A 1,842-nucleotide genomic window follows, 5' to 3' on the forward strand; every position below is an offset into this window, starting at 1 on the left:
TCGGGCTTTGGTCTTTTGGAAGAATAGAATTATTACCTCAAGAACAAGAAATATTGGATAACTATACCGCTATTCAAGATAAAGCAGTACAACTGAACAAAGAACTCACAGATTTACAGAATATATCACCCACAGATAGGTCGAAAGCTCAACAACAACGTATTACTGACTTAAAAGCAGAAAAACAGCAAATTCAAACAGAATTTCATAACTTGATTTCCAACGAAAATATCGTCAAAATCATACAGGAACTCAAGCAAAAAACTGATGGAGAAAGTATAGATATTACCAATTTAAGTAGATTACAAAATATCCTCAAAATCAAGCAAAATGCTGTACTACTTTATCCCTTAATTTTGGACGATAGGATAGAATTAATATTAGTGACAAGTCAAGGATTGCCAATACATCGTTCAGTTCCGATTAACAAAACACAGTTAAAAAATGCAATTATTGACTTTAGAGGAGCTTTGACATATCCTAGAAATATAATTAGTGATCAGATAGTACACACAACAGGTCAACAGTTATACAAATGGTTAATAGAACCTTTAGAGACAGAGCTATTTTTAGCGAAAACTAAAACTATTATTTATGCTCCTGATGGTTTATTACGTTATATTCCAATAGCAGCTTTATACGATGGAAAAAAATGGTTAATAGAAAGGTTAAACATCAACAATATTACCGCAGCAAGTCTGACTAATTTTAACAGCAAACCTCTAGGTAAACTCCGAGTATTAGCCGCAGCTTTTAGTCAAGGAAATTATAAATTTCTTGTAGGTTCTAGAGAATTTCGATTCTCAGGATTAAAATTTGCCGGACAAGAAGTAGAGACCTTAGCCAAGATGATTCCTAATACGACAAAACTACTGAATCAAGCCTTCAATTGGAATGAAATTATTTCACGAGTTAATAAGTACAATATTCTACATTTTGCCACCCATGCAGATTTTGTCAATGGGCAACCAGAAGATTCTTTTATTTTATTTGGTGATGGTAGTCGTTTAACTTTGCGGGAAATTACAAACTTATCCTTACCTAATATTAATTTAGCAGTTTTGAGTGCTTGTCGAACAGGAGTAGGTGGTATTTTAAAAGATGGTTCAGAAATATTAGGGTTGGGTTATCAGATGCAACGTGCAGGGGTAAAAACATCTCTGGCAAGTTTGTGGCAAGTTGACGATCTAGGAACGCGAGTGCTGATGATTAATTTTTATCGAGCATTGAAAAAAGGCAATATCACAAAAGCAGAAGCATTACGAAAAGCACAGTTAGCTTTGATAAATGGGAGTATTAATGAAGAAGAGGCAAAAAGGTTGAGGCATCCTTATTATTGGGCACCATTTATTTTGATTGGTGATGGGTTGTGATGCTTAGGAGTCAGGAGTCAGGAGTCAGGAGCCAGAATTTAGCCTATTGTATAATGGAGAATGACATAGCACAAGGAAGAAGAAGGAATAATATCATGTCCGGTTGAACAGTTATTAATAACGACACAACTGAGGAGTCAGGAGTCAGGAGTCAGGAGGAAAGAAACAAGAAAGAGTAAGAAGAGGAGAAGAAGGAGAAAGTTTTTTGGTCGCGTAAGCGGAACGGAGTTCTATCACGCTCTTATCCGGACATGATATTATTTCCTAATTATTACCAGTTAATGCTAATTATTCTGATGTTTGTCTCTCCCTACAGATAGTGTATAGTCTGATATTTTCCGTAAGTCCTGTTTGAATTAATCAGTCAATCTTTTTTTCCTGAATACACCACTCATAGTGATACCTGTAACCATCATGAAAATTAATCCGATACCATTTAAAAGTACATAAAAAGGTTTAAGATCGTCTC

General features: G+C 35.0%; 1 protein-coding gene. It reads left to right on the top strand.

Going from position 1 to position 1,842, the window contains the following annotated elements; translation table 11 throughout:
• A partial coding sequence (locus tag F6K13_RS31330) for a CHAT domain-containing protein (protein ID WP_287289606.1) occupies positions 1–1,373 on the top strand: 1,373 nt, incomplete at its 5' end.
• Positions 1,374–1,842 lie beyond the last annotated feature (469 nt).

This window comes from Okeania sp. SIO2B9 (assembly GCF_010672505.1).
In the GTDB taxonomy this organism is placed as follows: domain Bacteria; phylum Cyanobacteriota; class Cyanobacteriia; order Cyanobacteriales; family Microcoleaceae; genus Okeania; species Okeania hirsuta.